This window comes from Marinobacter sp. P4B1, assembly GCF_001447135.1.
In the GTDB taxonomy this organism is placed as follows: Bacteria; Pseudomonadota; Gammaproteobacteria; order Pseudomonadales; family Oleiphilaceae; genus Marinobacter; species Marinobacter vinifirmus.
The window spans coordinates 74,312-98,776 of record NZ_LLXM01000002.1 but is presented as its reverse complement, the minus strand read 5'-3'; the positions used below and the strand labels follow the sequence as shown (position 1 = coordinate 98,776).

Here is a 24,465-nt window from a genome sequence, read left to right as displayed (position 1 = left end):
CTATGAGGTGAGAAATTAGAATTCGGCGAGCCCCGGTTGGGGCTCGCCGGTAGTAAGGGCCTGGTTTACTTGCCGGTGACGTCCACCAGTACTGCGAGCCCCAGTTCGTCATAATTCTGAGCGTCGGTCTGGAGATAGCCAACCGTGAACACCCCAAGGCTGGCATCTTCGTTGAAGAAGCCTTCGAACTTGGTATCACCGTCCGCATCGGCAACGGTTATGGTCGTTGCCCCATTCGAGGCGACCTCCATACTGAACTCGACTGCGCTGACCTTATCAACACTCGCCGTGATATCAGAGCCCAAACCTTCGTTCTTGCTGATTTCAGAGAAGTTGCCTGTGACGGAACCTGCAGTATTGCTGTTCATGGTCATATATGTGTTGAACTGACTTGCGAACATGGCGATAAAACCTGTCGAACCGCCCTCAAGTGCCGAGCTCACCATCATCAGCCGATATTTTTTAGCGGACAGATCAGGTACGCTGCTGGGCAGCTTGACCATCATCGTCTTATTGAATTCTGCGAAGTCCGATGGTGTTGATGTGCCGTCAACGTAACTGCCATAGCTCTCGGAAAAGTCCAGGTAGCTTGCATCCTCGCTCACAAAGCCGACTGCACCGGAATCGCCTGCAATTGTGCCATCGGCTGCAATGTTCAGACTAATTCCGGTTTCTGCCGCGACGTCCTGGTCAGCATAGTCAGCGCCGTTACCGTCAACGAATATAGTGTGGGCAAGGCCCGCATTTAAGTCCGCGCTGAAGCCGGAGCTAAAGGTGACCGTGTTGGTCTCGGCTCTGAGCTCCAATGACCCGGGGTAAAACTGGGAGCCAAAGTATACTCGTCCGTAGTCTCCACTGAGATCGGCATCTGTCAGGTTAGCAGGCTTGCGAGCGAAGACTTCCAGCGAGCGAAATACTTCATCGCCCTGTCGGTTGTTTGGATCAAGCGCGTCGTACGAATCGGTCAGGCCATATCGAACGGCGGCTTCGTGGGTCAAACCGAAGAACAGGCCTTTGTCCGCGACTTGTTGGAATACGTAAGTAGTCGCCGGATACCGCCATCCATAAGGGTAATCGGCATCGCCAATCTCTTCTTCAAACTCGCCCTGAACCGACAGAACACCCTTGGTGTTGAAGGATCCGGGGAAAGTCTCCGGATCCTCGCCATCTGACGGGCTGGCTTCGTAATAAACATAACTGTTTGCGATGGACTGCCCATTCAAGTTGCCGTAAACACTGTCCTCCGACAGATAGGTCATATTTACGGTGCCGGAACCCCCGTCAGCGAACTTGAACTGACCAAGCCACATGTCGTGGGCAAAGGTGCCATAACCATCGCGGCCATCGTCATCATGGAGCTGGAAGGCCAGTGCTGCGTTAGCGTAATCACCGGCGATCAGACTGACATCGGCGCCTGCAGCGGAGATGGTGGCTACTTCGGTCTCAACGAAGGCACCGACTTCCTGCTCAAGTGTATTGAACATTTCATCCAGGTTGGCCCCTGCGGCAAGGTCAAACTCTTTCACCTTACCGGAAAGCTTGACCACATCTTCAACGACCAGTTGTTCGAGGTCGGCACCGGTTTCGATGAATTTGCGCAGCACGAATTCGGAAGCGGGGTTAATATCGATGGTCTTTTCTACCACCTGCGCTCTAAGGGAGTGGTTGGCGCCGGTAATTCGCAGGATCAGGTTGCCAGCCAGGTTAACGCCCTGTGGAAGTGTCAAACGGTAGTCGCCGGTAATCGATGTTGCAGTTCGGGCCAGGACATCGCCGACCTGGTTGCCCTCGTTGTCGACACGTATGAGTTCGACGTCGGCACCCTGAATAGGCTCAAGTCCGGTGATCTCGGCAACTGCCGCAGGAATAAAGAAGTTCGATGCGATTTCAAGGAATCCCTGAGTCTCAAACTGGGCAACCATGCCGCCCGGTGCGGAAGCTGTGCCGGAGATCGACTCTCCTGATGTTGTTGTTCCATCACCTTGCGTTGATTCTCCCGGGATATAAGCCCCGTCATTATTACAGCCCGTCAGAGCTAATGCTGACGCCACGGCTGTAGCTAAAATCACTTTGTTAATACGTTGCATAACAACTCCTTGATCTGGTGAGTGCCGGATTCTTGTTTTGAATTTTTCCTTTCACCGGCTTCACCCTCAAAACCAGAGGGTAGAGGTTCTATAGCACAGGGTTTTGTGATGGAGCCCACCCATATGGGTAGGGGAATGACGGTTTTCTGTAGCAATGATGTAACAGTTGTGAATGGATATTGTTTCGGGTGTGAACTAGATTGTCAGGATAGGCGACATGTTGAGTCTGAGTTGAGGTATGGGGTGGACACCCGAATGCTTTCCCTGCAACGAGTAAAAGTTTCGTGAAATCAGTGCCTCTGAGCCGGGGTATCCTGGTCTGTAATGAGTTCGGTTGTATTGTGTTCCGCAATGCAGCTGCGACAGATATGCTCAATCGCGGCGTTGGCATAAGACAGAACCCTGATGGAACCCTGAGCGCTTTTGGTACTGGCAAGGCCCGAGAGCTGAGTACGATGTTGTCCGCAGCAGTGGAGTCCTCGCTTGTCCAGGCGGAGCGGAAAGATCAGGTGCTTCAGCTTCGTTATGATGACCAGCACTGTACTTTGGTGATTACTCCTCTGCTGGCTGAGACCATGGTGACTGAGAATGTTCCGGGTGTTGGCGCCTTGATCACTCTATATGACTGGAGTGATTTACCTGCGATCGATTCAGACTTGCTTACAGAAATGTTTGGTCTGACGAGTGCAGAGGTCAGGGTCGCGGGTGAATTGGTTAAAGGCCGTAGTTTGACTGAAATTGCAGAGAGCTTTGGCCGGTCACGGGAAACCATCAAGTATCACCTCCGGGGCTTGCTTCGAAAAACCGGGACAAGGCGTCAGGGTGAGCTGATTTCAGTGCTTGCGCGAACCTGTGTGATTTGCTGAAAGGTCCAGCGACTGACCCACAAAAAAAGCCGCGCAAAGCGCGGCTTCAAGAAGGTACCAACCTCACAAGGAGGCGGGTTGGACTAGTTCAGAGACACTAATCAACGCATTCATTATTGACCGGAAACATGTCTTGATAAAGGTCATGAATGGACATTTACCGGTCATTTCCGGCCAGATTTTTGGTCTGGCCGGCATTTGTGGCCGCTCAGGCCACCCAGTGCTCATCGGAAAGCGACATCAGGCTGTCCTTTCCGCTCTGGATGTCTTTCAGCAGCCAGTCGGTTTCCGGCATCAGCTTTTCGAAGTAGAAGCGGGCCGAGGCCTGCTTGCTTTCCAATAATGGCTTGTTGCCTTCGCCGGCTTCGAGTTGCTGGCCGGCAACGCCCGCCATCCGCGACCACAGGTATCCGATCACGGTCAGGGCCATCAACCGCAGGTACGGGGTGGCTGCGGCGCCGGCCTGCTCCGGGTCTTTCGGGGCGTTTTGGGCCAGCCACAGGGTGGCTTGTTCCAGGCCCTTGATGGCGCCTTTCAGTTCTTCCCGGTAGGGTGCTTCCGGGTTGTCCTTCAGGTAGCCGGTCAGCTCGGCAAACAGGGCGCGTACCAGCTGGCCACCTTTCAGGGCCAGCTTGCGGCCCACCAGGTCCATGGCCTGGATGCCGTTGGTGCCTTCATAAATGCGGGCGATCCGGCCATCACGCACCAGTTGTTCCAGCGGCCAGTCCTGGGTAAAGCCGGAGCCGCCCAGCACCTGCTGGCCCCAGTTGGCGTTGTTGTAGCCTTCGTCGGTCAGGAAGGCTTTGACCACCGGTGTCAGTAACTGAACCAGGTCGTCGGCGTTTTCCCGCACGTGTTCGTCCGGGTGCGCCACTGACAGGTCCAACTGGTGGCCGGTAAACAGGGCCAGCGCACGCATGCCTTCGTTCAGTACCTTCTGGCGCATCAGCATGCGGCGTACATCCGGATGTACGATGATCGGGTCTGCCGGGCCGTCGGGATTCTTCGGGCCACTCAGGGAGCGGCTTTGCAGGCGCTCTTTGGCGAAGGCCAGGCTTTCCTGGTAGGCCATTTCAGCCAGCCCCAGCCCCTGCATGCCTACCATCAGGCGGGCCTCATTCATCATGGTGAACATGGCGCTCATGCCCTTGTTGGGCTCGCCCACCAGCCAGCCCTTGGCGCCTTCGAAGTTCATCACGCAGGTGGCGGAACCCTTGATGCCCATCTTGTGCTCAAGGCCACCACAGAAGGCCGGGTTGCGCTCGCCGGAATCCGGCAGGAACTTGGGCACCACAAACAGGGAAATGCCCTTGGTGGTATCCGGTGCGCCCGGCAGCTTGGCCAGTACCAGGTGCACAATGTTGTCGACCAGGTCGTGTTCGCCGCCGGTAATCCAGATCTTGGTGCCCTCGATGGCGTAGCTGCCGTCGTCGTTCGGGGTTGCCCTGGTGCGGATCAGGCCCAGGTCGGTGCCGCACTGGGGCTCGGTCAGGCACATGGTGCCGGTCCACTCGCCGGAGATCAGTTTCTCCAGGTAGGTCTGCTTCAGCTCGTCAGAGCCGTGGGCATATAGAGCGCTGATGGCACCGTGGGTCAGGCCCGGATACATACCCAGCGACAGGTTGGTGGAGCACACCATTTCATCCACCACAAACTTCAGGGTGTGGGGCAGACCCTGGCCACCGAACTCGATGGGTGCGTCCAGTGCGGTCCAGCCACCTTCCACGAATTTGTCGTAAGCGGCCTTGAAGCCGTCCGGGGTTTTGACCAGCTTGGTCTCCGGGTCGTAGCTGCAGCCCTGGCGATCGCCAACCTGGTTGGTGGGCTGGATCACTTCCGCGGCCAGTTTGCCGGCTTCGTCGATCACCGCCGAGATCAGGTCGGGCGTGGCATCGGCGTATTTTTCCAGCTCGTGCAGCTTGTCTGCACCAAGGACATCAAACAGCAAAAAGCGAAGATCATTGGCGGGTGCCTGATATTGCATGGACTCTCTCCTGTTATCGGTGGGTAGCTCGGGCTACCGGTATTCGCCTTGCACGGTGGGTACAAAGTCGATGTGGTCATTCATACGGCTGTTTGAATGTTTTGGTTTGCTGCAGGCGAGCCCGATTGGATGGTTTTTTCGTATGGTTGGAATGAATCGGATTGATCACAGCCTTCATCACAATTCTGATCACAACTGGGGAGAGCAGAATGGCAACCATCATTGCCGGTATATCGGGCGCGATTGGCCAGGCACTGGCCTTGAAGTATCTGGATGAGTTTCCGGGGCAACCGGTGATTGGGCTTTGCCGGAATCCGGACAAGGCAACGGAAGCGATGGGGAAGCCGCCAGGACTGCAGCTGCGGCCCTGGGACGCGGAGCCTGCAGTGCCGCTGGAGGTGGATGATGAACTGGCACAAACGCTGGCGGATTCCGGAGGCATTCACCGGCTGGTCTACGCCGCCGGGTTGCTGCACGACGACCGCATGTTTCCGGAGAAGCGCCTTGAGGATCTGGACGCAGACAATCTGGCCAGGGCCTTCCAGGTGAACTGTGTCGGGTTCGGGCTTCTGGTGCAGGCGTTGTCGCCCTGGTTCCGGGGGGCGCAGCTAACTCGTGTTGCTGCCATTTCAGCCAAGGTGGGTTCCATCAGCGATAATCACCTGGGTGGCTGGTATGCCTATCGCTGCTCGAAAGCGGCGCTGAATATGCTGGTGAAAAACCTGTCGGTGGAGCTGCCCCGGCGTTATCGGCCTGTAGCCTGCGTGGCGCTGCATCCGGGAACCACCCGGTCGGGGCTGAGTGAGCCGTTCAGCCAGTCTCTGGCGAGCCTGACGGTGCACGAGCCTGAGGGCACGGCAGACAATCTGTACCGGGTTATTGAAGCCTTGCAGGAGCATGATAACGGCCGCTTTATCAGCTGGGATGGCAGCGACTTGCCTTGGTAAAAGCGGGGAAAAAGCCGCCGCAGACGGGCTGCGGCGGTAAAGGTCATCGAATAAACGGGTTCAGAATGCGGGTAAAGGTGCCGGTAAGCTTCAGCGGTGCGCTCAGAACCGACAGGGTAATGCAGTCTTCGCAGCCAACGGCTACCGGTTTGTGTTCGTCTTCCTCGTTCAGCACGACGAAGTCCCACTGATTGAACACGCCTTTCTGGTCCGAGAAAGCACCCTGCAGCACGATGGTGGTTTCAGTGCCGCGGTGGGTGTGGGCCGGAGCCTTGCCACCTGCTACCAGTTTTTGCAGCACCACACGTTCGCCCTGGCCAGGGAACTTCTCGGTGATGTCCAGCACGCTGACATCACCCAGCTGACGTTTCCAGGGCAGGTCGTTGATGTCGTCGCCCAGCAGCTTCTGCAGCGGGCTCATGCGCGGCGCTTCTGCGATTGGGGAAACCGGCTCCGGCGCGCTGTCGATACGGGACATCAGCTGCTCGAAACTGGTATCAGACACACTGACTTTGGGCTGTTCGGCCATCATCACGGCGCCTAGGCTGTTCAGAGTGTCTACCCGGCTTCTGCAGTGAGCACACTGGTCCAGGTGCAAACGGATGCACAGGGCGTGGGGCTCCGTGAGGTTGCCCGCACTGTACTCCATCAGGCTCAGGCTGTCGGGGTGGTGCCGTGTCATACGTTCTGGTCCTGCAAAATCACTTTCAGCTTGTTCAATGCCAGGCGTACCCGGCTCTTAACGGTACCCAGCGGGATATCGAGCTCGTCGGCCACCATCTGGTGTGACTTATGCTCCATGTATACCTTGGCAATCACGGTAATCTGCTCTTCCGGTAACTGGCTGAGGGATTCGCGAATGCGCCGCTCAGACATCAGACGATGAAGGGAGGTTACCGGTTCATCTTCGTTTTCGCCGGGAATCTGCCACAAATCTTCGGTTTCCACGGCCATTTCAGCGCTGGTGCGCTGCATTTTGCGCAGCATGTCGATGCGCTGGTTACGGGCGATGGTGAAAATCCAGGTAGACGCGGCTGCCTTTTTCCAGTCGTACAGGCACGAGCGGCGCCAGATCGAAATAAAGACCTCCTGCACCAGTTCCTCGGCATGGCTGGCCAGGCCGTTGGAGATGGCGTAGTACTTGATCTGTGGTGCAAAGTGCTCGAACAGGGCGTGATACGCGGCCCGATCCTGGCTCTTGCCGACTTTTTCCAGCAGGGCTCCCCACGGATCCTTGCTGCGGCCCTCGCCTTTGGCGGGTTGCTTATCCAGTGTCGTCACCGGACGCTCCTTGACGGTCGCATGATTTGAGCTGGCTAATCTAATCATTCTATGCACTCACCACAGTGTTGTCAGTGAGTGTTTTTACGCCAGCCCGAAAGGTTCGGATTGCTCCGGGCGAAATTAATGCTGAAAGTTATTCTTCCAGGTAGGTGTAACCTTCCAGACCTGCTGTCAGCTCATCCAGCAGCTGTTGCTGAAGGCCGGGTTCGAGAGTGCTGGCCCGGAATTTTTCCCGGTAGGCCTGCAACAGTGCGTCCGGCTCGAAGTTCACATAGCGCAGCACCTTGGCGACGGTATCGCCGGTGATGGGTTTGCCGATCCTGTAGTTCCCTTGTTCGTCCAGCCGCACATCCACCGAATGGGTGTCGCCGAACAGGTTGTGCATGTCGCCCAGAATTTCCTGGTAGGCGCCGGTCATAAAAAAGCCCATCAGCAGTGGCTCATCCGGATTATGTTCCGGCAGGGGAAGGGTGGTTTCGATACCCTGGCCATCCACGTACTGGTCGATCCGGCCATCGGAATCACAGGTAATGTCCTGGATGACGGCCCGCCGGTTCAGGGGCCGGTTCAGGCCGTTGATCGGCATCACCGGGAAAATCTGGTCGATGCCCCACACGTCCGGCAGGGACTGAAACAGGGAGAAGTTTACGAACAGCTTCTCGGCCAGTTTTTCGTTCAGTTCGTCGATGATTTCCCGGTGCGCACGGTTGGCACTGTCCAGCTGGCCGCGCAGCAGGCGGCAGCAACTGGTGTACAGGGTTTCTGCCTGGGCCCGTTCCTGCAGTGACAACAGGCCATGGGCGAACTGGGCATGGACGTCGGTCATGGCGTGTAACACGTCGTGGTAGATCTCGGCCAGGGAGCGCGGGGAATCGTCGTCGTTAAGGCTTTCCAGGTCCCGCCACAGATCCTGTAGGGGCGCCGGTGCTTCCTCGGCGGGTGCTGCGGGTTCACGGTGGTCCGGTTCTTCCCGGTCGATGACGTTGGTCACCAGCACCGAATGGTGGGCGGTCAGGGCCCGGCCGGACTCGCTGATCAGGTCCGGATGCGGCAAACCCTGGCGGTCGCATTCTGCCTGCAGTACGTGCACCACGTTGTAGGCGTATTCGAACACCGTGTAGTTCATGGAGCAGCTGCTGCGGGAACGGGTGCCTTCATAGTCCACACCCAGGCCGCCGCCAATATCCACGGTGCCGATGGGCGCGCCCAGCTGTCGCAGCTCGCTGTAAAAGCGGGCGCATTCTTTCAGGCCGGTCTGGATGTCGCGGATGTTGGCGATCTGTGAGCCCAGGTGGAAATGCAGTAGTTGCAGAGTGTCCAGGGCGCCGGCCTGTTTCAGGGTGTGCACCACATCCAGCACCTGGCTGGCGGACAGGCCAAACTTGGATTTTTCACCGCCGGTGTTCTGCCAGTTACCTTTACCAATGGTTGCCAGCCGGGCCCGCACACCAATCAGCGGGGCCACATCGAGTTTTTTGGCTTCGTCCAGGATCAGCGGCAGTTCGGACTGCTTCTCCACCACAATGAATACCCGGTGCCCCAGCTTCTGGCCAATCAGCGCCAGGCGGATGTATTCCCGGTCTTTGTAGCCGTTGCAGATAATCACCGAACCACTCTGGCGCGATAACGCCAGCACCGCCATCAGCTCCGGCTTGCTGCCGGCTTCCAGCCCCACCTGGTTGGCCGAGGCGGCAGGTTCAGCCGCCAGCAGTTCTTCCACCACCCGGCGCTGCTGGTTTACCTTGATGGGATACACTGCGGTGTAACGGCCCTGATAGCCGTGTTCTTCGGTCACCTTGTTGAACGCGCCACACAGCTTGTTGACCCGGTCGTGCAGGATATCGGTAAAGCGGATCAGCACCGGCAGGGCAATGCCGGCATCGGCCAGCGAGGCGGTGAGGTCTGGCAGGTTGATACTGGCCTCGCTCCGGCCGCGGTCTGGCCGGATTTCCACCTGGCCTTGCGGATTGACGGAGATATAGCCGTCGCTCCAGTGGGCGATGTTGTAAACCTTGTGGGCCGGCGATGCGGTGGTTTCAGCCATTGTTGCTATCCTGTCAGGAAACCCGGGGTGGCCGGCAAAGCGGCGTCAGGCTGCATTGTAGGAGCTGACCGCTGCCCCTACAATACGCCTCTTTTCAGATGCCCGGGCGCAATGCAGTGGCACACAGTGGGAGACAGACATGACAGCATTGAACGAAGGCTGGTTTACCGAGGTATTCCAGGACCAGGGCACCGCCTTTTCCCTGCAGGTTAAAGGTAAGCTTCACGAGGAACAGACCCCGTTCCAGAAGCTGGAAATCTACGAAACCGAAACCTTCGGCAACCTGATGGTGCTCGACGGCTGCGTGATGCTCACCACCCGGGACAACTTTCTGTACCACGAGATGATGACCCACCCGGCCCTGTTCACTCACAAAGACCCGAAAAAAGTGGTGATTGTGGGAGGTGGCGACTGTGGCACCCTGAAAGAAGTGCTCAAGCACCCGGGTGTGGAAGAAGCCTGGCAGGTGGAAATCGACGAGCGGGTAACGCGCATGTCGGAAAAATACTTCCCGGAGCTGTGTGAAGCTAATGGTGACCCCCGCGCCAATTTCTTCTTTGGTGACGGTATCCAGTGGATGCGGGACATCGAGCCCAACAGCATCGATGTGTTGATTATCGACAGTACCGACCCGGTCGGCCCGGCCGAAGGCCTGTTTGCCCTGGATTTCTATCGCGATGCCATGGCCGCGTTGCGCGATGGCGGCATCATCGTTCAGCAAAGCGAATCGCCGTTGTTACACACCGACAGCATCATCAAGGATATCCACACCGATATGCGCAAGGCCGGCTTCGGCCACGTGCAGACCCTTCCGTTCCCGCAGCCGGTTTATCCCACCGGCTGGTGGAGCTGCACCATGGGCAGCAAGGATAACCCGCTGAAGTATTTCCGCGAGGAAGACGCCAACAACCGCCCGTTCGTAACCCGTTACTACAACGCTGGTATTCACCACGGTGCCCTGGCCATGCCCCAGTTCATGGTAGATGCCCTGGAAGATGAGGTGCACCCGGAAGAGGGTTGATTAAAAATTGGACAGGCTCCGGGGTTGGTCTAAACTGGTTGCAATGGTCATCTAATGGCCAGTCTTCCGTTTAGCAGTCAGAAGGAGTTGTTATGGATGTCCGTAGCGGTGAACAGGAACGTCACTGGTTCCGGAGCGAGCGGTATTCGTTGGTTAACGGGCAATGGTATTTCCAGACCCGTGAAGGCACCGTAGAAGGGCCTTTCGACGATGTCCGCGAAGCGGAAATGGAATTGCTGCTGTATCTTCGCCATGCCGAAGATGCCCTGTTTCAGGGGGTGGGTTAGTTCCGCCAATCATCCAGCAAAACAAGAGGGGCGCCAACCGGCGCCCCTCTTGCATTTGGGTTTGCAGCGGGATTACTGCTTGCCGCTGACAAACTCCGGATAGGCTTCCATGCCACATTCCGCGAGGTCTACCCCTTCGTACTCTTCTTCCTCGGTTACCCGGATACCCATGACCGCCTTCAGGATGCCCCAGACAACCAGGCTGGCTACGAACACCCAGAAAAAGATGGTCAGGGCGCCGATCAGCTGGCCGCTGAAGGTTACGTCGCCGTTAGTCACCGGTACCAGCAGCAGGCCAAGCAAGCCGCACACACCGTGGGCCGAGATGGCGCCGACCGGGTCGTCGATGCGCAGCTTGTCCAGGGTCACGATACTCAGCACCACCAGGATACCGCCCAGTGCGCCCCAGATAGTGGAGGTCAGTGCGCTGGGAGTGGACGGCTCGGCAGTGATCACCACCAGGCCGGCGATAGCGCCGTTCAGCAGCATGGTCAGGTCAGCCTTGCCGAACATCAGGCGCGCTGTCAGCAGGGCGGCAATGGCACCACCGGCGGCGGCAGCGTTGGTGTTCAGGAATACCATGGCTACGGAGTTGGCGCTGGCGATATCGCCCAGTTTCAGCACCGAGCCACCATTGAAGCCGAACCAGCCCAGCCACAGAATGAAGGTACCCAGAGCCGCCAGCGGCATGTTGGCACCCGGGAAGGCGCGGATTTCGCCGTTGGGGCCGTACTTGCCTTTACGGGCACCCAGCAGGAGAACACCGGCCAGGGCAGCTGCAGCACCAGCCATGTGTACAATGCCGGAGCCGGCGAAGTCGCTGAAGCCCAGGTCGCCCAGGTTGTACAGGCCGAACACGTCTTTACCACCCCAGGTCCATGCCCCCTCAAGCGGGTAGATCACACCGGTCATGACCACCGCGAAGATCAGGAAGGCCCAGAGCTTCATACGCTCGGCAACCGCACCGGAGACGATGGACATGGCGGTAGCCACAAACACCACCTGGAAGAAGAAGTCTGCTGCACCGGAGTAGATAGAGCCGCCGGTAAAGCCGTCTTCACGGGTAGCGAAGTCACCCAGAACGCCGTCTACATCCACATCGGCAATGCCGGTGAGGAACACGTTGCCGCCATACATGATGGCGTATCCGCATACCATGTACATGGTGCAGGCAATGGCGAACAGGGCCACGTTCTTGGTCAGGATTTCGGTTGTGTTCTTGGCACGCACCAGGCCGGATTCGAGCATGGCAAAGCCAGCCGCCATCCACATAACTAATGCGCCGCACATGACAAAATAGAAGGTATCTATAGCGTACTGCAGGTGAAAGAGATTGGTTTCCATAGGAAGCCCTCCGCACAAGGCTCTTCAGGTTTATAGGTTTTTTGCGTTGGCTGATTCGGGGATCAGGCCGGGTTTACACCGCTTCTTCGCCGGTTTCGCCGGTCCGGATACGGATCGCCTGTTCCAGTTCGGTCACGAAGATCTTGCCGTCGCCGATCTTGCCGGTATTGGCAGCCTTGGTGATGGCTTCGATAACCTGGTCCAGCAGGTTGTCGCCGATGGCGATTTCAACCTTCACCTTGGGCAGGAAATCCACTACGTATTCCGCGCCACGATAGAGTTCGGTGTGGCCTTTCTGCCGTCCGAAGCCTTTAACTTCAGTAACGGTTACGCCTTGAACGCCAATCTCGGATAGTGCCTCACGGACATCATCCAATTTGAAAGGCTTGATGATCGCTGTCACAAGTTTCATTGCTTTCTCCTTGGTAAATGCTGCCACCTCGCACATCAATTGTGCGGATTGCGTACGAGGTCTATAGCATCGGGTGTGCCAACGCAAAAAAGGTATTTGTTATCAATAAGTTAAAAATACCTGGTTCCAGAATGGCGCAAGCGCCTGCACCGTTGTGGTGCGTGCTACGGGGCTGCGGTCCAAAAATGCGCAGGCCCGGTGGCCATCCGGCGGCCATTATAATGCCGACCGGGTACAGTATGGCAGGGCCTGCGGTGTGATACACTCCCGCAAACCCGGTTACCCCATGGCCAATAGTCTGAATTGGCCGGCAATCCGATTTGAACGAAGTGTTATATGCGAGGTTTTCGATGAAAGGGCCACAGGATTTCTTTGCACAGTTGCAGGGCCAGTTTGGCCAGTTTGTTCCCGACATGGCCCGTGCCGCCCGGGAAGATTTTGAGACCCAGGCGCGGGCTACCGTTATGACCGTGCTGTCCCGCCTTGAGCTGGTGACCCGGGAAGAATTCGATGCCCAGCAGGCGGTGTTGATGAAAACCCGCGAAAAAGTCGAAGCGCTGGAAAAACGGGTAGCCGAACTGGAGCAGAAGCTGCAGTCGTAAATGAAACAGCCGGGCGCAGGATGCCTGCCCGGCGGCCCCGATTCGTAACCGGGGGCCATTTGTCTGTTACCAAGGAAGGTTGTCATGCTAGCTATTGTCCATTCCCGCGCCAGCATTGGCGTGTCTGCCCCTGCCGTTACCGTGGAAGTGCACCTGTCCGGTGGTTTGCCGGCGCTGTCGATTGTCGGGCTGCCTGAAACCGGCGTGCGCGAAAGCAAAGACCGGGTGCGCAGCGCGCTGCTCAATGCCGGGTTTGAATTCCCTGCCCGTAGAATCACCATAAACCTTGCCCCTGCGGACCTGCCCAAAGAAGGCGGCCGCTTCGACCTGCCCATTGCCCTGGGTATCCTGGCGGCCTCCGGCCAGATTCCTGCCGAAAGCCTGAAAGACCTGGAGTGTATTGGCGAGCTGTCCCTTGATGGTGCGTTGCGGCCACTTAAAGGGATATTGCCGGCGGTGCTGGCGGCCCGGGAGGCGGGGCGTTCACTGCTCCTGCCCCAGGACAATGCCGATGAAGCCGCGTTGGCCAGTAACGGCGATGTGCTGGCGGCCAGTCACCTGTTGACGGTGTGCGAGCATTTGTCGGGCCGGGCGCGGCTGGTACCGGTGCCCCGGACAGAAGATCCTGAGCCGCAGGGGCAGTATGCCGGCGCCGACCTGGCGGATGTCCGGGGCCAGCAGGTACCCAGGAGAGCGCTGGAAGTGGCCGCAGCCGGTGGTCATAACCTGCTGTTCTTCGGCCCGCCGGGCACCGGCAAAAGCATGCTGGCCAGCCGGCTTCCCGGCATTCTGCCCGCGCTCGATGATGCCGCGGCCATGGAAGTTGCCAGCGTGCATTCCGTTGCGGGCTTGCCGGTGAAGCCCGGTGGCTGGCGCCAGCCACCGTTCCGGGCGCCGCACCATACTGCCTCAGCGGTGGCCCTGGTCGGGGGCGGCAGCAGCCCCCGACCCGGAGAAATCTCCCTGGCGCACCGGGGCGTATTGTTCCTGGACGAGCTGCCGGAATTTCAGAGGCGGGTACTGGAAGTACTGAGGGAACCGATGGAAAGCGGCGAGATTGCCATCAGCCGGGCTGCCCGGCAGGTAACCTTTCCTGCCCGGTTCCAGGTGGTTGCCGCCATGAATCCGTGCCCCTGCGGCTACAGCGGCCATCCCACCATTGAATGCCAGTGCGGGCCGGCGCAGGTGATGCGATACCGCTCGAAGATCTCCGGCCCGTTGCTGGACCGCTTTGACTTGCATGTGGAGGTGCCCGTGCAGACCGGCGAGGTGCTGCTGGGCTCTGGTGAAGCAGGAGAAAGCAGTGCCAGCGTACGGGAACGGGTGCTGAAAGCCCGGGCGGCGCAAACGGAGCGGGGGAGCCTGAATGCCGCCCTGGCAGGCAATCTGCTGCACCAGTCCTGCCAGCTGGATGCCGGCAGCGAAAAATTGTTGTCGGCCGCCATGGAGCGGTTGGGGCTTTCGGCCCGGGCCCTGCACCGGATTCTTCGGGTGGCCCGCACCCTGGCAGACCTGGATGGCGAGCCGGACATCGCCCGCAACCATCTGATGGAAGCCCTGGGCTACCGTCAGCTTGATCGCCAGCAGAATCAGGGCCCGGTGGTTTCAGCCTGAGTTTCACCTGTCCGGGAGCAGGTCTGGCCCTGCGGAGTCTGTTAAACTGTCGGCAATTTCCTGATAACACATCCGCGAAGGCGCGTGAGGATAACAGATGAGCGACCAGAACGACCCGAAGGAGACTTCCGGCGAAAACCCGATTACCACCCGCCGTGGTGTGCGCAGCTTTGTACTGCGTCAGGGCCGGATGACTGAAGGCCAGAAAAAGGCCTTTGACCGCAGCTGGCCCAAGTACGGCCTGAGCCGTGACAACGGCATGATCGACCCCCGCGAGGTGTTCGGCCGCGACAACATGCTGAACCTGGAGATCGGCTTCGGCATGGGCAAGTCGCTGGCGGATATGGCCGAAGCCGCGCCGGAGCAGGATTTTATTGGCGTGGAAGTGCACCTGCCGGGCGTAGGCGCACTGCTTAAGGATGTGGAAGACCGTGGCCTGGAGAACGTGCGGGTCTACAACATCGACGCCAATGATGTGATCGACCTGTGCCTGCCGGATGCATCCCTCGACCGGGTGATGATCTTCTTCCCGGATCCGTGGCACAAGAAGAAGCACCATAAGCGCCGGCTGATCCAGCCCGAGTTTATTCAGCGCATCCGTCATAAATTGCGGGTGGGTGGTGTACTGCACCTGGCCACAGACTGGGAAAACTACGCGGAACACATGCTGGAAGTGATGAACGATTCCGAAGGCTTCGCCAACACCCAGGAGCAGGGTGGCTATTCTCCGCGCCCGGATGACCGCCCGATCACCAAGTTCGAGAAGCGTGGCGAGAAGCTCGGCCACGGCGTTTGGGACTTGCTGTTCTATCGCACCAACTGATCTGCTGCCCCGGTACTTCCTCCGCCACTCTGCTTAGCCAGGCTGGCTGAGGGGGTGCCGGCGCGCCGCCCGGATCACCACCAGTCCCGCAATACCCAGCATCACTCCGGTAATCTTTACCAGCGCCAGGATTGCAGCGGAGCTGCTCATGGCATCGGTCGGCGTTGCCAGGTTGTTCAGCAGCACCGAGTTTTCCGCTACGTCACACAATCCTGCAATTACAAACAGCACCCGCACCCAGCGCGCCACCTTGCGTTCCCGGATACCCGGCCGGTCCCGGGTAAAGTGCCGGGTCAGCTGAAGCAGGGATGCCAGCCAGGCCACGGTGAACAACAGCCCGAGCCACAGCGAGAGTTTGGCAAAAGCCAGGTTCTCCTGCCCCCAACTCTGCAGTATGGCACCGCTCTGTTCAGCCGTTGCCGCCAGCTGGAAGCTGAAAATGCCCTGGGGCGCGGCTTCGGTTTTCAGGGACTGGTTAAGCACCGCGATGACCAGAAACAGGCCGACGGCCAGCACCAGGGACGCCTTCATGGGCGAACGCATGGGTTTTACCGGCAGGAACGGTGGACGCTGTACGGTAACCATCAGAGAAATTGCTCCAGCAGGCTGTTCAGATACCTCTGCCCCTGCTCCGTTGCCTGAATCCGGTGCGGGGTCAACAAACCCTGTTTTCTTAATGACCCAAGTTGTACCGCAACCGTGCTCAGGGGTAAACCGGTTCGTTCACTGAACAGTTGCTCATCAGCCCCCTGTTTCAGGCGCAGGGCATTCATCATGAACTCCAGCGCCCGGTCTTCCGGCTCGATGGCTTCGGTGCCTGAAGTGCGGCTGCCGATACGGTTCAGGTAGGCGTCCGGCTGCCGGGTTTTCCAGTAACGAATGATGCGCCCGTCTTCGAGGCTGACCTTGCCGTGGGCACCTGCACCCAGGGCCAGGTAATCGCCGAACAACCAGTAATTCAGGTTATGGCGGCTTTCCCGGCCGGGCCGGGACCAGGCAGACACTTCATAGTCGGTGAAGCCGGCAGCATGCAGAAACTCCGAGCCCTGCTGGTAGATGGCCCAAAGCCGGTCGTCATCCGGCAGCGGTGGCGGCCGGGAGAAGAACTCGGTATTGGGCTCGATGGTCAGCTGGTACCAGGACAAGTGCGCAGGGTTGTGGCTCAGGGCCTCTCGCAAGTCGCCTATCGCCTGTTCCGGGGTCTGGACCGGCAGGCCGTGCATCAGGTCGATATTGAAATTGTCGAAGCCGGCGGCTCGGGCCGCTTCGATGGCCTCGTGGGCGGCCTGGGCATTATGGATACGGCCCAGCGTTTTCAGGTGCTCCGGGTTGAAGCTCTGCACACCGATCGACAGCCGGTTAATGCCGGCTTCCCGAAAGCTCTCAAAGCGGCCGGCTTCCAGGGTGCCGGGGTTGGCCTCAAGGGTAATCTCGGCGTTGTCGCTAAAGTCCATACGCTGGCGTAAAGCCGTAAACAGCTGCTGGTAGAAGTCCCCGGTCATCAGTGACGGGGTGCCGCCACCGATAAACACGCTTTCGATGGGGCGGCTGCGCAGGTAGGCAAGGTCGGGCTCCAGGTCCTCCAGGATGGCCTGCAGGTACGCCGCTTCCGGGATATCGCCCCGGATGGCGTGGGAGTTGAAATCGCAGTAGGGGCACTTGCGCACGCACCAGGGTACGTGGATGTACAGGCTCAGGGGCGGGCAGACCGCCACGGGGGAGGTGGCGGTCATGCCGTCAGGCCTCCGCCTTTAACTGTTCCAGCAGGCTGGCCAGGGCGCGGCCACGGTGGCTGACGCTGCTTTTTTGCTCCCGGGTCAGCTCGGCGGCGCTGCAGTCGAATTCGGGGGCGTAGAACACCGGGTCGTAGCCAAAGCCGCCTTCACCGCGGGCCTCGGCCAGGATTCTGCCGGGCCAGCGGCCGTGGCAGATAACCGGTGTGGGGTCGTCGGCGTGGCGCAGGTATACCAGCACACAGTGGAACTGGGCACTGCGTTCTGCCTCAGGCACGTTTTTCAGGGCGGCCAGCAGGGCCTGCACGTTGTCGGCATCGGTGGCATTGGCGCCGGCATAGCGGGCAGAGCGCACGCCAGGCTGGCCTTCAAGGGCATCCACTGCCAGCCCGCTGTCATCCGCCAGTGCGGGCAAACCGGTTTCCCGGGCAGCATGGCGGGCTTTGAGAATGGCGTTTTCCACGAAGGTGACCGCCGGCTCTTCAGCTTCACCCACGCCCAGCGCGCCCTGGGCAACGGGCTCAAGCCCGAGTGGGCCGAGCAGGTCGGTCAGTTCGGCAATCTTGCCCTTGTTGTTACTGGCGATGACGAGTTTCTGTGACATAGGTTCAGTCGTTAAACAGCGTGTGGGAAAACCGCACCGGCAGGTCCTGCTGGTGGCCGGTGGGGCGGGCGGTAATGTTGAAAGTCATCAGGTCGCCGGACCGGTACTGGTATTGGGCGATGAAGTACACCGCATCGCCTTCCTGGATGCGCCGGAACGCCAGGAAGTTTACCTGCTGGATGTCGTTGGACACCTGGCCTTCAACCTGGCCACCCACAGGCGCAGGCTGGCCGTGTTCGTTCTCGGCCATGATGGAAATGTTGACGATGCCGATGCCCTTGCTGCGCTGCAGTTTGTTGGCCTTGGCAACTTCCGGGTCCAGGAAGGTGCTGGGAAAAACGCTCCAGTTAACCTGGTAGTCGCCAAAATCCTTTTCCCCCGCCTGGGCCTGAACGGCTACCAACAGGGCAAAGGCCATAAACACCAATTTTAAAACAGTGCGTGTGATCATCATGGGTTCTCCCGTGTGATGCGGTAGATGGCTATTTCTCCCAGCAGGTTCGGCCACAGCCTGGCCAGCCAGCTGTTCTGGTGCTGGCCGTCGACCACCCGCCGGCTCTTGATGCGAATACCCTTCTGGCGGCACAGCGCCTCGAAATCCTTGAAGGTGCACAGCCGGATATTGGGCGTGTTATACCACTTATACGGCAGCGCGTTGGATTCGGGCATGCGGCCGCTCAGGGCCAGGCCCCAGCGCAGTCGCCAGTGGGCAAAGTTGGGGAAGGTGACAATACCTTCCCGGCCTACCCGCAGCATTTCTTCGATGACTTTGTCTGGCCGGCGAACGGCTTGCAGGGCCTGGGTCATCAACACCACATCGAACATGCCGTCATCGAAGTTATCCAGGCCCTGGGTGTCCAGGTTCTGCTCGATCACGCTCACGCCCCTGCCCATGCAGGTGGTGATGTGGTCCGGGTTGATCTCCAGGCCAAAGCCGCTGGCGCCCCGTTCCCGCTGAAGGAAATCAAGCAGGGTGCCATCGCCGCAGCCGAGGTCCAGCACGTGGTGGCCGGGTTCAACCCATTGCTGGATGATTTCGAGGTCTGGTCTCATGCGCCAACCTCCCTGGCAACACGGTCCATGTAGGCCGTGAAGATGTCGGTGTATCTGGGTGTCGGGATCAGGAACGCATCGTGGCCCCAGGGTGCATCAATTTCCGCGTAGCTGACTTTCTTGCGGGCGGAGATCATGGCATTCACCATCTCTTCCGACCGTTCAGGCGAGAACCGCCAGTCGGTGCTGAATGACAGCACCAGGTATTCGCACTGTGCCGGTGCCAGGGCTTTTGACAGGTCGCCGCCGTGTTCGTAGGCCGGGTCGAAGTAGTCCAGGGCCCGGGTCATCAGCAGGTAGGTGTTGGCATCGAAGCTTTCGGAGAAACGCTCGCCCTGGTAGCGCAGGTAGCTTTCCACCTGGAATTCGGCATCGAAGCCGAACTTGTAGGCCTCTTCCCGCAGTTCCCGGCCAAATTTCTCACCCATGGACGCATCGGACAGGTAGGTAATGTGGCCGACCATGCGCGCCAGCATCAGCCCGCGGCGAGGTAGGACGTCGTGTTCGTAGTAGCGGCCTTCGTGGAATTCCCGGTCCGAGGTGATGGCCTGGCGGGCCACTTCGTTGAAGGCGATGTTCTGGGCGCTGAGCCGGGGGGTCGAGGCAATCACCACTGCATGCCGCACCCGCTCCGGGAAATCCAGGCTCCACTGCAAAGCCTGCATGCCGCCCAGGGAGCCGCCCACAACCGCCGCCCATTGCTGGATGCCGAGATGATCGGCCAGTCGGGCCTGGCTTTTTACCCAGTCTGCTACGGTAATAACCGGAAAGTCCGGGCCGTAGAGTTTGCCGGTGGAAGGATTGACGGAACCGGGCCCGGTGCTGCCGTGGCAGCCGCCAAGGTTGTTCAGGCTGACCACAAAGAAGCGGTTGGTATCTATCGGTTTGCCGGGGCCAATGCAGCTGTCCCACCAGCCGGGTTTGCGCTCTTCCATCGAATGGTAGCCGGCGGCATGGTGGTGCCCGCTCAGGGCATGGCAAATCAGGATCGCGTTGCTCGCATCGGCATTTAGGGTGCCGTAGGTTTCCACCACCAGGTCGTAGTTCTCGAGGGACTGACCGCAAGCCAGGTCGATCGGGGCGTTAAAATGGATGGTCTGCGGGCTGACAAGGCCAACGGAATCCGAGGGCAGGGAATCGGGCATGGGTGTGTTGAGTTCCTGATCCGGTCCACAAGGTTCTGGCCAGAGGCCATGGGGTGCGCGGAAAAAAAACGCGCCAGCACTGCAGTTTAAAGGCGGGGGGTGGTTGCTGCAACCGGCGCGGTGCCGGCGAGCAAAGCCCGGAGCCCGGGGGTGTGCTGCCCGGGCTCCGGTATGTCAGACAGCGCCGGAAATATTTACCACCTTCTGCTGCAGCAGGGTGGGGGCCGGTTTTCGGATTTGCCGCATCATGGCATCGGCCAGCTCCAGTTGTTTGCGCAGGTCGGCAATGGTGTGGTCCAGCCGCTCCCGTTCACTCCGGGTGTCGCGGTCGGTTCGCACCATATCGCGCAGGCGGCGGATCTGGTGCTCCAGCAACTGCTTCTGCTCCATGGAGTACTGCATGATCGGCAGAAGGGCCTCATGGGGCCAGCGTTCCACGTCCGCTCGCACCCGGGCATGCAGGGTGCGGGCTTCACCCACCATCACGTTGAAGAACCGGCGTACCAGCAGGGATTGCTCAGTCAGCAGGTTCTTGGGGCTGACCCTGAACCGCCTGGCTTTCTTGCGCAATTCCCGCACCGCGATCACATGGCGGCCGGCCCGCAGGGGGATAGGCTCCAGGTGCCGTGCCCGGTTGTCTTCGTTATAGCGACGGTAGATGGCGCCAACCATTTTTTCCGCCAGGTGGCCTTCGCTGAGCAGGTTGGTCAGGTCGGTTTCCAGTAGCTCGAAGAAGTGATCCATCGCCGCGTTCATGCCCGCGGTCGTCCAGCTCTTCGACATTTTCAGCCGTACCTTCGCGGCATGGGCTTCAAAACGTTCCTCGCTCACCAGCTTGCGCAACATCTCGCCTTGGGAGTCCATCAGCCGCCGGGATGAGCGCAGGGTAATCAGCTTCTTGTAGTAGAAGTCGTAATCCTTGTGGGCCCGTTCGGCGAGCCGGGCAATGGAGGCCTTGTCTACGGTGGCGCCGGTGCAGGCCGTGCGTTCCTCTTCCAGGGCCGACAGCCGGATTTGCATGGCCGCCTGGCTGTTCTGCAGCATCCCCAGGAGATCGTTGATCAGGTTCTGGGTGATCAGCTCTTCCTTGTGCATCAGGATGCGGCGGACAATCAGTTGCTCGAGCTGGTCGATGTTGGAGCGTTTAAACAGGGCATCGTCATTACGAATACGGCTGATCAGGCCCTGCTTGGCAGACAGCGGAATCACGTCCTGCTGGCGGATGCCCAGGTGGTCTGCGGTGTAGCCGCGCACCCGTTCGATGGCATCGTTGGTATGTTGCTCGCCCTGCAGGTCGTCCCAGAGTACGTCGATCTTGTTCAGTACCGCGAAGCGGCCGGCCCGGTGGTCGGCGTACTCGGTGTCGATGTGCTCGTTCCAGATCGCCATATCGCTGGCGGTTACGCCGGTGTCGGCACTGAGCACAAAGATAATGGCGTGGGCCCGGGGCAGCATGCTGATGGTCAGTTCCGGCTCGGAACCCAGTGCGTTCAGGCCCGGGGTATCGAGAATACGCAGGCCGCGCTCGAACAGCGGGTGGCGAATGCTGATCTGGGCGTTACGCCAGGCCGGTACCAGTACGTTGCCGGGGTTGCTGCGGTCGTGCTCCAGCATGTCTTCATCGAACCCGAGTTTACGGGCCTGCTGGGGCGTTACGCTCTTGGTGCGGGCAACTTCGGCCAGCACTTCTCGCATCACTTCGGGGTCGTGCTCGTCCAAGTCGTGCCTGACCCAGTGCTCCGGTTGCTTGCGCAGTTGCTGCAGGGAGAGCTCGCCGGTGCGGGTTTCGATCGGCAGCAACAGCAGGTAGTTCTGGTTGGCGCTGCGGTCGTAGAACAGTTCAGTGGGGCACATGGTGGTGCGGCCCGCCTGGGACGGCAGCATGCGCTGGCCATAGCCGGAGAAGAACAGGGCATTGATCAGCTCGGTCTTGCCCCGGGAGTATTCCCCGGCAAAGGCGATGGTCAGCTCATCTTCAATGAGCAGCTCCAGGCCGTTACGGATTCGGGTGCTGACGTCTTCTGAGAAAAGGTCGTTGTCCTGCAGCCACAGCCGGTAGCGGCCGATCTGCCGGATGAGTTCCTTCTTCCAGTTATGATAGGCCTCAACCTGCTGCGACAGAGTTCCCTGCATTTTCATCGGTTTATCCTTCTGCGCGACTTCCGGGTGCTCCCAGATTAAATGCCGTTAATCATAACCGCTTTGCCGGTTTTTGGCGCCCGAACCTGTCGCGGATCAAGGCGGAAGGCCCGGGATGACAAAATAAAAAAGCCGGAAAATCAAAAGGTTGATCTTCCGGCTCTCAAAAAGTCTGCGTTCCGACTTTTGTGTAACAAAATGTATTTTCGAGACCTGTTTTACATCCCGAGGCCGATCGAGCCGAGGCCGGCAGCCACCTTCATGTGATCGATCACCACAGTAATCACGTTCAGGATCAGGAACACGATGATCGGAGACAGGTCCAGCCCGCCCATGGATGGCATCATGTTGCGCACAGGCCGCATTACCGGCTCGGTAATCTGCGCCACCAGCTGGATAGCCGGGTGACCGCTCTGGGGCGCAATCCAGCTCACCACAACCACCGCGATAACTGACCAGAAGTAGATCTTCACAATCAGGCTGAGCACGTTCAGCACCGCCCACACCAGCAGGGTGATGGGGTTGATGGCGGGGATGCCACCGTTCAGGGCGACCAGGATCAGGAAGAAGGTGATGGCCTGGATAATGACGGCCAGTACCAGCGCGGCGCCGTCAATGCCGCCCCAGCCGGGAATGAATCGGCGCAGGGGCCGCAGCGGCGGGTTGGTGGCCTTCACCACAAACTGGGAAATGGGGTTGTAGAAATCCGCCCGCGCCAGTTGCAGCAGAAAGCGCAGCAACACGATGGTCATGTAGAAGGTGGACGCGATCAGCAGGATGGTAATGACAATGTCTGCCAGCATGAAGCTGTGTCTCCGTTATCGGTTACTGTTTGTCTGCCAGTTCTTTGGACATTTCTTGCGAGCGTTCGAAGGCGGCATTATAGGCTTTCTGCACCAGGTCTCGCATGCCGCCGTCTTCAAAGGTATTGATGGCCCGCTCGGTGGTGCCGCCGGGCGACATCACATTGCGTTTTAGCTGGGCCGGGTCGTGTTCGCTGCGGGCAGCCATCTCGGCGGCACCAGCCATGGTCTGGATGGCCAGTTCCCGGGCAGTTTTCGGGGCGATGCCGGCTTCGGTGGCGGCCGCTTCAAGCGCTTCGAGCATCAGGAAGAAGTAGGCCGGGCCACTGCCGGACAGCGCGGTTACGCCATGCAGTTGTTCTTCATCGTCTACCCACAGGGCAGAGCCGATGCTTTCAAATACCGACTGCACCATGGTTTTCTGTTCGGCTGTTACCGCCGCATTGGCGAACAGGCCGGCGGCGCCCTTGCCAACCAGTGACGGCGTATTGGGCATTACCCGCACCAGGGGCAGGCCACCACCGAGCCAGCTGTCCAGGGTGTCAGACCCCAGGCCGGCGGCAATAGACACCATCAGCGGGCGAGTGTTCTGCACCACCGGGGCGATATCCCGGCAAACCTCGGCCATCACCTGGGGTTTCACCGCCAGCACCACCATGTCGGCCTGTTGGGCGCAGTAGCGGTTGTCGGTGGTCACGCTTACGCCGAAGCGGTCGCGCAGGGCCTGCAGGTGGCTGTCGTCGGGCGCGCTGACCCAGATGTTCCCGGCCTGGTAGCCGTTATCAAGCATGCCGCCAATGATGGCGCTGGCCATATTGCCGGCACCGATAAAGGAAATGGTGGATGAGTTGCTCACGGTAAACTCCGGGCTTGGTCGATGGATTCGTTGATCCGGATGATAGCAGGAACCGGGCCGGTCAGCTCAGGCTCTGTTGCTTCGCCCGGGCTCCGAACAGGGCGGTGCCCACCCGAACCCAGGTGGCACCTTCGGCAATGGCCAGTTCCAGGTCGTCAGACATACCCATGGAAAGGGTATCCAGCGGGCCGGCGTCCGGGTAGTCCTGTTTCAGGTTTTTCAGGGTGCCGGCCAGCTTTCGGAAACTCAGCCGCAGCTCCGATTCCGGCTGGTCCGGGTCCGGAATGGCCATCAGCCCGCGCAGTCTGATGTTTGGCAGGTCACTGATTGCAGACACCAGCTCCGGCAGTTCGTCCAGCGTGCAGCCTGACTTACTGTCTTCGTTGTTGATGTTCACCTGCAGGCAAATGTTCAGGGCCGGCAAAGACTCCGGCCGCTGTTCGCTCAGCCGGCGGGCAATCTTCAGGCGATCCACGCTGTGCACCCAGGCAAAGGCCTCGGCAATCTGCCGGGTTTTGTTGGACTGGATAGGCCCGATGAAGTGCCATTCGATGCCATCCAGGTCTTCCAGCGCGCCGATCTTGTCGAGCGCTTCCTGAAGGTAGTTTTCACCGAACGCCTGTTGCCCGGCTTCGAATGCGGCGCGCAAGTCTTCCGGTGGCCGGGTCTTGCTGACTGCCAACAGGCGCACACTGTCGGGGTCGCGCCCCGCCTTCAGTGTTGCTTTTTGTATGCGTCGGGTTACGCTCCCGATGTTGTCTGCTATGCTGCTCATAGTGTGAGTTTGCCGCTTCTGGACTAAAAGAAAAAGCCCTCC

At 59.5% G+C, this 24,465-nt stretch carries 24 protein-coding genes; 7 read left to right on the top strand and 17 right to left on the bottom strand.

Annotated features, from left to right (window positions below; translation table 11 throughout):
- Positions 1-65: 65 nt before the first annotated feature.
- Complete coding sequence (locus tag AQ621_RS01305) at positions 66-2,087, bottom strand: hypothetical protein (protein ID WP_145840231.1); 2,022 nt, start codon at positions 2,085-2,087, stop codon at positions 66-68.
- A gap of 284 nt (positions 2,088-2,371) precedes the next feature.
- Here AQ621_RS01305 and AQ621_RS01300 point away from each other — a divergent pair, with 284 nt between their 5' ends.
- A complete protein-coding gene (locus tag AQ621_RS01300) occupies positions 2,372-2,953 on the top strand; it encodes a helix-turn-helix transcriptional regulator (RefSeq protein ID WP_145840230.1) in 582 nt (193 codons plus the stop codon).
- 208 nt (positions 2,954-3,161) lie between these two features.
- Here the strand turns inward: AQ621_RS01300 and AQ621_RS01295 are convergent, their stop codons facing one another.
- On the bottom strand, positions 3,162-4,937 hold the full coding sequence (locus tag AQ621_RS01295; RefSeq protein ID WP_058339939.1) for an acyl-CoA dehydrogenase C-terminal domain-containing protein: 1,776 nt from the start codon (positions 4,935-4,937) through the stop codon (positions 3,162-3,164).
- A gap of 209 nt (positions 4,938-5,146) precedes the next feature.
- Between AQ621_RS01295 and AQ621_RS01290 the strand changes: the two genes are divergently transcribed.
- Positions 5,147-5,884, top strand: a complete 738-nt coding sequence (locus tag AQ621_RS01290; RefSeq protein ID WP_058339938.1) for an SDR family oxidoreductase — start codon at positions 5,147-5,149, stop codon at positions 5,882-5,884.
- Between the two features lie 43 nt (positions 5,885-5,927).
- On the opposite strand, the gene AQ621_RS01285 is transcribed toward AQ621_RS01290, so the two are convergent.
- The 3 genes from AQ621_RS01285 to speA form a co-directional block, all read right to left on the bottom strand.
- A complete protein-coding gene (locus tag AQ621_RS01285) occupies positions 5,928-6,566 on the bottom strand; it encodes a ChrR family anti-sigma-E factor (RefSeq protein WP_058339937.1) in 639 nt (212 codons plus the stop codon).
- A complete protein-coding gene (locus tag AQ621_RS01280; protein WP_058339936.1) occupies positions 6,563-7,165 on the bottom strand; it encodes a sigma-70 family RNA polymerase sigma factor in 603 nt (200 codons plus the stop codon). The genes AQ621_RS01285 and AQ621_RS01280 overlap by 4 nt, the downstream gene beginning before the upstream one ends.
- Before the next feature lie 136 nt (positions 7,166-7,301).
- Positions 7,302-9,212, bottom strand: coding sequence for a biosynthetic arginine decarboxylase (gene speA / locus AQ621_RS01275; protein WP_058339935.1), 1,911 nt, complete (start codon positions 9,210-9,212; stop codon positions 7,302-7,304).
- A gap of 139 nt (positions 9,213-9,351) precedes the next feature.
- On the opposite strand from speA, the gene speE reads away from it, so the two are divergent.
- On the top strand, positions 9,352-10,233 hold the full coding sequence (speE, locus tag AQ621_RS01270; RefSeq protein ID WP_058339934.1) for a polyamine aminopropyltransferase: 882 nt from the start codon (positions 9,352-9,354) through the stop codon (positions 10,231-10,233).
- Between the two features lie 92 nt (positions 10,234-10,325).
- Entirely contained in the window at positions 10,326-10,520 is a 195-nt protein-coding gene (locus AQ621_RS01265) for a DUF6316 family protein (protein ID WP_058339933.1), read from the top strand.
- A 72-nt stretch (positions 10,521-10,592) separates the two neighbouring features.
- Here AQ621_RS01265 and AQ621_RS01260 read toward each other — a convergent pair whose 3' ends face one another.
- A complete protein-coding gene (locus AQ621_RS01260; RefSeq protein WP_058339932.1) occupies positions 10,593-11,864 on the bottom strand; it encodes an ammonium transporter in 1,272 nt (423 codons plus the stop codon).
- Between the two features lie 73 nt (positions 11,865-11,937).
- The gene (gene glnK / locus AQ621_RS01255) at positions 11,938-12,276 is read right to left on the bottom strand and encodes a P-II family nitrogen regulator (protein ID WP_011784068.1); all 339 of its coding nucleotides are present in this window, start codon (positions 12,274-12,276) and stop codon (positions 11,938-11,940) included.
- Between the two features lie 350 nt (positions 12,277-12,626).
- On the opposite strand from glnK, the gene AQ621_RS01250 reads away from it, so the two are divergent.
- From AQ621_RS01250 to trmB, 3 genes are all read left to right on the top strand, one after another.
- Positions 12,627-12,878 (top strand): accessory factor UbiK family protein, encoded by a 252-nt coding sequence (locus AQ621_RS01250; protein WP_022987582.1) that lies wholly within the window; start codon positions 12,627-12,629, stop codon positions 12,876-12,878.
- Positions 12,879-12,962: 84 nt separating this feature from the next.
- On the top strand, positions 12,963-14,492 hold the full coding sequence (locus AQ621_RS01245) for a YifB family Mg chelatase-like AAA ATPase (RefSeq protein ID WP_058339931.1): 1,530 nt from the start codon (positions 12,963-12,965) through the stop codon (positions 14,490-14,492).
- A gap of 97 nt (positions 14,493-14,589) precedes the next feature.
- Positions 14,590-15,315, top strand: coding sequence for a tRNA (guanosine(46)-N7)-methyltransferase TrmB (gene trmB / locus AQ621_RS01240; RefSeq protein WP_058339930.1), 726 nt, complete (start codon positions 14,590-14,592; stop codon positions 15,313-15,315).
- Positions 15,316-15,348: 33 nt separating this feature from the next.
- Here trmB and AQ621_RS01235 read toward each other — a convergent pair whose 3' ends face one another.
- The 10 genes from AQ621_RS01235 to AQ621_RS01190 form a co-directional block, all read right to left on the bottom strand.
- Positions 15,349-15,900, bottom strand: a complete 552-nt coding sequence (locus tag AQ621_RS01235; RefSeq protein WP_022987585.1) for a hypothetical protein — start codon at positions 15,898-15,900, stop codon at positions 15,349-15,351.
- Positions 15,900-17,048 (bottom strand): radical SAM family heme chaperone HemW, encoded by a 1,149-nt coding sequence (gene hemW, locus AQ621_RS01230; protein ID WP_058339929.1) that lies wholly within the window; start codon positions 17,046-17,048, stop codon positions 15,900-15,902. The genes AQ621_RS01235 and hemW overlap by 1 nt, the downstream gene beginning before the upstream one ends.
- 4 nt (positions 17,049-17,052) lie before the next feature.
- A complete protein-coding gene (gene rdgB / locus AQ621_RS01225; RefSeq protein WP_058339928.1) occupies positions 17,053-17,652 on the bottom strand; it encodes an RdgB/HAM1 family non-canonical purine NTP pyrophosphatase in 600 nt (199 codons plus the stop codon).
- A 4-nt stretch (positions 17,653-17,656) separates the two neighbouring features.
- Positions 17,657-18,106: a DUF4426 domain-containing protein gene (locus AQ621_RS01220; RefSeq protein ID WP_145840229.1), complete on the bottom strand. Its 450-nt coding sequence runs from the start codon at positions 18,104-18,106 to the stop codon at positions 17,657-17,659.
- A complete protein-coding gene (gene metW, locus AQ621_RS01215) occupies positions 18,103-18,705 on the bottom strand; it encodes a methionine biosynthesis protein MetW (RefSeq protein WP_022987589.1) in 603 nt (200 codons plus the stop codon). The genes AQ621_RS01220 and metW overlap by 4 nt, the downstream gene beginning before the upstream one ends.
- On the bottom strand, positions 18,702-19,850 hold the full coding sequence (gene metX / locus AQ621_RS01210; RefSeq protein ID WP_058339927.1) for a homoserine O-succinyltransferase MetX: 1,149 nt from the start codon (positions 19,848-19,850) through the stop codon (positions 18,702-18,704). Before metX ends, metW begins: the two co-directional genes overlap by 4 nt.
- A 174-nt stretch (positions 19,851-20,024) precedes the next feature.
- Positions 20,025-21,989 (bottom strand): dynamin family protein, encoded by a 1,965-nt coding sequence (locus tag AQ621_RS01205; RefSeq protein ID WP_058339926.1) that lies wholly within the window; start codon positions 21,987-21,989, stop codon positions 20,025-20,027.
- A gap of 218 nt (positions 21,990-22,207) precedes the next feature.
- On the bottom strand, positions 22,208-22,792 hold the full coding sequence (locus AQ621_RS01200) for a YggT family protein (RefSeq protein ID WP_022987592.1): 585 nt from the start codon (positions 22,790-22,792) through the stop codon (positions 22,208-22,210).
- 22 nt (positions 22,793-22,814) lie between these two features.
- Positions 22,815-23,648, bottom strand: a complete 834-nt coding sequence (gene proC / locus AQ621_RS01195; protein WP_058339925.1) for a pyrroline-5-carboxylate reductase — start codon at positions 23,646-23,648, stop codon at positions 22,815-22,817.
- A 61-nt stretch (positions 23,649-23,709) separates the two neighbouring features.
- Entirely contained in the window at positions 23,710-24,423 is a 714-nt protein-coding gene (locus AQ621_RS01190) for a YggS family pyridoxal phosphate-dependent enzyme (RefSeq protein ID WP_058339924.1), read from the bottom strand.
- Positions 24,424-24,465 lie beyond the last annotated feature (42 nt).

Excerpts from the sequence above, each read along its gene's own strand:
- AQ621_RS01205 (WP_058339926.1), bottom strand. The coding sequence starts at position 21,989 with ATGAAAATGCAGGGAACTCTGTCGCAGCAGGTTGAGGCCTATCATAAC.
- AQ621_RS01290 (WP_058339938.1), top strand. The coding sequence starts at position 5,147 with ATGGCAACCATCATTGCCGGTATATCGGGCGCGATTGGCCAGGCACTG.
- AQ621_RS01265 (WP_058339933.1), top strand. The coding sequence starts at position 10,326 with ATGGATGTCCGTAGCGGTGAACAGGAACGTCACTGGTTCCGGAGCGAG.
- AQ621_RS01260 (WP_058339932.1), bottom strand. The coding sequence starts at position 11,864 with ATGGAAACCAATCTCTTTCACCTGCAGTACGCTATAGATACCTTCTAT.
- AQ621_RS01190 (WP_058339924.1), bottom strand. The coding sequence starts at position 24,423 with ATGAGCAGCATAGCAGACAACATCGGGAGCGTAACCCGACGCATACAA.
- metX (WP_058339927.1), bottom strand. The coding sequence starts at position 19,850 with ATGCCCGATTCCCTGCCCTCGGATTCCGTTGGCCTTGTCAGCCCGCAG.
- hemW (WP_058339929.1), bottom strand. The coding sequence starts at position 17,048 with ATGACCGCCACCTCCCCCGTGGCGGTCTGCCCGCCCCTGAGCCTGTAC.
- AQ621_RS01235 (WP_022987585.1), bottom strand. The coding sequence starts at position 15,900 with ATGGTTACCGTACAGCGTCCACCGTTCCTGCCGGTAAAACCCATGCGT.
- speA (WP_058339935.1), bottom strand. The coding sequence starts at position 9,212 with ATGGCTGAAACCACCGCATCGCCGGCCCACAAGGTTTACAACATCGCC.
- trmB (WP_058339930.1), top strand. The coding sequence starts at position 14,590 with ATGAGCGACCAGAACGACCCGAAGGAGACTTCCGGCGAAAACCCGATT.
- speE (WP_058339934.1), top strand. The coding sequence starts at position 9,352 with ATGACAGCATTGAACGAAGGCTGGTTTACCGAGGTATTCCAGGACCAG.
- AQ621_RS01305 (WP_145840231.1), bottom strand. The coding sequence starts at position 2,087 with ATGCAACGTATTAACAAAGTGATTTTAGCTACAGCCGTGGCGTCAGCA.
- AQ621_RS01250 (WP_022987582.1), top strand. The coding sequence starts at position 12,627 with ATGAAAGGGCCACAGGATTTCTTTGCACAGTTGCAGGGCCAGTTTGGC.
- AQ621_RS01245 (WP_058339931.1), top strand. The coding sequence starts at position 12,963 with ATGCTAGCTATTGTCCATTCCCGCGCCAGCATTGGCGTGTCTGCCCCT.
- glnK (WP_011784068.1), bottom strand. The coding sequence starts at position 12,276 with ATGAAACTTGTGACAGCGATCATCAAGCCTTTCAAATTGGATGATGTC.
- AQ621_RS01285 (WP_058339937.1), bottom strand. The coding sequence starts at position 6,566 with ATGACACGGCACCACCCCGACAGCCTGAGCCTGATGGAGTACAGTGCG.
- AQ621_RS01200 (WP_022987592.1), bottom strand. The coding sequence starts at position 22,792 with ATGCTGGCAGACATTGTCATTACCATCCTGCTGATCGCGTCCACCTTC.
- rdgB (WP_058339928.1), bottom strand. The coding sequence starts at position 17,652 with ATGTCACAGAAACTCGTCATCGCCAGTAACAACAAGGGCAAGATTGCC.
- AQ621_RS01295 (WP_058339939.1), bottom strand. The coding sequence starts at position 4,937 with ATGCAATATCAGGCACCCGCCAATGATCTTCGCTTTTTGCTGTTTGAT.
- AQ621_RS01220 (WP_145840229.1), bottom strand. The coding sequence starts at position 18,106 with ATGATGATCACACGCACTGTTTTAAAATTGGTGTTTATGGCCTTTGCC.
- metW (WP_022987589.1), bottom strand. The coding sequence starts at position 18,705 with ATGAGACCAGACCTCGAAATCATCCAGCAATGGGTTGAACCCGGCCAC.